Origin of the sequence: Ornithinimicrobium panacihumi, from assembly GCF_052073805.1 — a bacterium.
Classification (GTDB): Bacteria; Actinomycetota; Actinomycetes; order Actinomycetales; family Dermatophilaceae; genus Ornithinicoccus; species Ornithinicoccus panacihumi.
This window is the reverse complement of record NZ_JBQGWG010000046.1, coordinates 1-3,441: the sequence shown is the minus strand read 5'-3', so window position 1 is coordinate 3,441 and position 3,441 is coordinate 1. Positions and strand designations below refer to the sequence as shown.

The window sequence follows — 3,441 nt, the reverse complement described above, 5'->3', positions numbered from 1 at the left end:
GGCTCCTTCGAGTAGGCGTGTGGTCAGAGACCGCCATCATCGAAGGAGCCCCGCCCGTCCCCGGATGGGGCCACAGGGTGGGGAATTTCAGTGAGCAGAACTGGGGAGATTCACCTGAGCGCCGTCAGCGCCGCGAGCTCTCGCAGGGACCGTCCGGCCCGGTACTGCTCCGCGCAGAATGACAGCAGTGCCTCCCGCTGGGCCGGGGTCTGTCGGACCGTGGCGGTGCCGCGGAACTCCGGAAGCGGGTCCGGGTAGGACGGGCGTCCTGGGTAGGGTATGCGCGCCTCCTGCACGGCTAGGCGGTAGAGCTGCTACGTCTCACTGTGGCGCGAGGGATAGCGCAACCGAACGAGCTGCGACACGCCCTCCTCTCCCTCAGCGACCGCTTCGACGCCTGACGGGTCGCGCCAGGATGACCAGATAGGTCGTGCAGGCTTCCATGCATCTCGACATCCCTCGGTTGTCGAGAGGCAACACCTGCCGCCCTGATTCAGCAGCAGCTCCTCACCTCGGCTCATGAACCGGGGATGTCCAGCTCGCGCATCCTGCGGACGGGTGACAGTGCGACGGGCAGCGTGGAGATGGCCATGAGTGCGGTACCGATGACCGCTGTCGGCCAGGTGGACAGGGCCTGTATGGACAGCCCGGCCAAGAGCGCTCCGACGGACAGCGCTCCCCAGGACAGCAGCCGGTAGGCGGCGTTGACGCGGCCGCGCAGATGTTCGGGCACCGTGAGCTGCCGGACGGTGACCGCCTGGGAGTTGGCCACACCGATGCCCAGGCCAGAGAGCAGGAAGGCGCACGCCAGAATGAGCAGGGAGCGCAGGCTTGTGTCTCTGGCGAGAAGAACCCCCACCAGCGGGGCGGTGTTACCGAGCAGCAGCGCGGCGATCAGGGAGTGGCCGTAGCCGAACCGCCGGGTGAGTTTCGCGCTCAGGCTGGCCCCGGTGAAGGCACCCACCCCGCCGGCCATCAGGACCAGGCCGAGTACGAGAGGTCCGTCCCCGCGGGCGGAGATGATCGAGACGGTCAGGGCGAGCATGAACAGCTCGTTGCCCAGGTTCCACAGGGTCGCCTCCGTGGCAAGTGCGCGCACGACGCGATGCCGCACCAGGGTGCTCATGCCCTCCTTCGCCTGGGTCCACGCACTGGTCTGCGCCGGCTGGGGTGGTTCCTCGATGGTGTCGATCCGGCGGAGCAGGAGGACGGCCACGACCCTGCCGACCCCGTTGATGCCGACGGCGACGGGGGCGGTGAGCGCCTGGACCAGCGCTCCCCCGACACCGGCGCCCCCGATCCCGATGGCCGAGTGGGTGGCGGTGATCCGGGCGTTGGCGTCCGGGAGCTGGCTCTTGGTCACGATCTGCGGCACGAAGGAGAAGTCCGCGAGCATGTGCAACACAGACATCGACCCGAGCACGAACGTGGACACCACTAGCACGGGTACGGTCAACCACCCGGCCAGAGCCAGCCCCGCGACGGTGAGCAGGACCAGACCGTTCACGGTCTCGGCCCCGATCAGCAACGGGCGTCGCCGGTAGCGGTCGACCAGCACGCCTAGCCACAGAGTCAGCAGCAGGTAGGGCAGGAAGGTCGCCGCCCGGACCCAGGACAGCTCCTGCGCAGAGGCCCCTAGCCACACCAGGGCCAGCACCGGCATCGCCAGCTCGCCGATCTCGCTGCCAAGCGCCGCCGAGGTGCTCGCACCCCATACCCGCCGGAAGTCACGGCTGCGCCACGCGCTAACTGTCATCACAAGGATGGAGGTTAGTGACGGGAGGTGCAATCGCGCAACCTTCTTTATCTTGTTGACGGTTATGCTGGGGCCGTGGATGTCAAGGACAGCCCCCAGGCCCCCCCACCCCTGGAACTCGTCAGGGCGTTCGTCAACACCCTGGACGTCGAGGCGTCCACCGACGCGTTGGCCGATGCCGACGGGTGGAGTACGTGGGCCAGGTCCCACGACCTGACCGGCGACGCCAGCGACGTTGACCTGGCGCTGCTGCGTGCGCTCCGCGAGGCGATCAGGACGGGCTTGCTCGCCAACCACGACCGCGACCCCCTGCCCGAGGAGACGAGACACGAGCTGAACGCGGCACTGCGGTGGTGCGGCGCCTCACCGCAGTTCGCGCCCGAGGGGCTGCGGTTGCAGCCGGCCGGCGACGGAGCGCGCCTCCTGGGCGGCCACCTGCTGTCGACCATTGCCGCTGCCGCGGCGGACGGCACCTGGTCACGACTTAAAGCCTGCCGAGACGACGCGTGCCGGTGGGCCTTCTACGACCACTCGCGCTCCCGCACAAGACATTGGTGCCACATGGAGATCTGCGGGAACCGGAACAAGCAGGCCCGCTGGAGACAGCGGCGTGCAAGTGACCAGCCCGGCTGAGCTGAGACGAGGGTGCACCCCCCAGCGCCTATCTCACCTGCTTGGCTCACCAACCATGTCGACGAAGATCCCAAGTCATCCGCCTGAGACATGCCGCGGGGCGCGCGCGTACAGTGCACGGCCCGGGGCAGCGGGGCGGATCGTGCAAGGATGGCCAGAGACGCTGTGCAGTCTTCCCTGCATCTCGACAATGCACTCATCATCTGTGGATGCGTTGTGCATGGATGCCTGGGCTCAGCTGTCGAGATGCAGCGAAGATTACACAAACGACACTCGTATGCAGCAATTGGCCGAAGTGATGACCGCCTTAACTCCAGGTTGGGACGCACAGGCCGCCTCCACTCTCGGGCAGACCGCTCGCACTCCGATTCGAGGGATGCAGACGACCTGATCTGCCCATGAGGGCGATATCCGCGACTCGGGGCTGCCCTTTAGTTCCGGTCCTGCTGGACCGAGGTGAGGAAGTCGTCCATGATCGGGCCGGCCGTGGTGGAACCGAAGTCCCCCTCCTCCACGAAGACCGCCACGGCTAGGTCGCCTTGGATGGCGATCATCCAGACGTGCGTGCGAGGCGGATCCTCGCTGCCGAACTCTGCGGTGCCACTCTTGCCGCGCACGATGCCCCGGTCCTCGGTCCCGAGTTGTGACGTTGTGCCCGATTTCCTGGCGGCGACCATGGCTGACCTGCGGCTTCTCGGCCGAGGGTGTAACTAATCGAGGGCCTGCGGGTGGGTAGCCTTGCCCGGTGGGCTCGTTCGTGCGCAAGGTGAAGACCGCCTCGGGCGCGACAGCAGTGCAGGTCATGCACAAGCGCGGACGGCGAGTCCTGGGCATCGACCACATCGGCTCGGCCCGTACCGAGGCCGAGCTGGCGCTGCTGGAAGCCATCGCGCACGAGCGGTTGCACGCCGGCCAGGACCAGCTGCCGCTCGATCATGGTGGGTCCAGCGCTTCGACCGCAGCCCCGGGGATGGGCGCCACGGTCGCCGGCACGTCCTCGCGTGTGCTGTGGCAGGCCCTTGAGCGGGTCTACGCCGACCTCGGCTTCGACG

At 67.7% G+C, this 3,441-nt stretch carries 3 protein-coding genes and 1 pseudogene; 2 read left to right on the top strand and 2 right to left on the bottom strand.

All coding sequences use genetic code 11. The annotated features are described in order from the left end of the window. Nucleotides 1-517 precede the first annotated feature (517 nt). Complete coding sequence (locus ACTMMA_RS18140; RefSeq protein ID WP_441191467.1) at nt 518-1,756, bottom strand: MFS transporter; 1,239 nt, start codon at nt 1,754-1,756, stop codon at nt 518-520. Between the two features lie 75 nt (nt 1,757-1,831). Between ACTMMA_RS18140 and ACTMMA_RS18135 the strand changes: the two genes are divergently transcribed. Continuing rightward, nucleotides 1,832-2,389, top strand: coding sequence for a CGNR zinc finger domain-containing protein (locus ACTMMA_RS18135; RefSeq protein ID WP_441191466.1), 558 nt, complete (start codon nt 1,832-1,834; stop codon nt 2,387-2,389). A gap of 431 nt (nt 2,390-2,820) precedes the next feature. Here ACTMMA_RS18135 and ACTMMA_RS18130 read toward each other — a convergent pair whose 3' ends face one another. Beyond that, nucleotides 2,821-3,066, bottom strand: coding sequence for a penicillin-binding transpeptidase domain-containing protein (locus ACTMMA_RS18130; RefSeq protein WP_441191465.1), 246 nt, complete (start codon nt 3,064-3,066; stop codon nt 2,821-2,823). Nucleotides 3,067-3,134: 68 nt separating this feature from the next. Between ACTMMA_RS18130 and ACTMMA_RS18125 the strand changes: the two are divergent. Then, nucleotides 3,135-3,441, top strand: a pseudogene (locus ACTMMA_RS18125) (IS1634 family transposase); the annotation flags it as partial.

Bases quoted from the DNA above. Each gene is read 5' to 3' on its own strand.
- ACTMMA_RS18140 (WP_441191467.1), bottom strand. From the start codon at position 1,756: ATGACAGTTAGCGCGTGGCGCAGCCGTGACTTCCGGCGGGTATGGGGT.
- ACTMMA_RS18130 (WP_441191465.1), bottom strand. From the start codon at position 3,066: ATGGTCGCCGCCAGGAAATCGGGCACAACGTCACAACTCGGGACCGAG.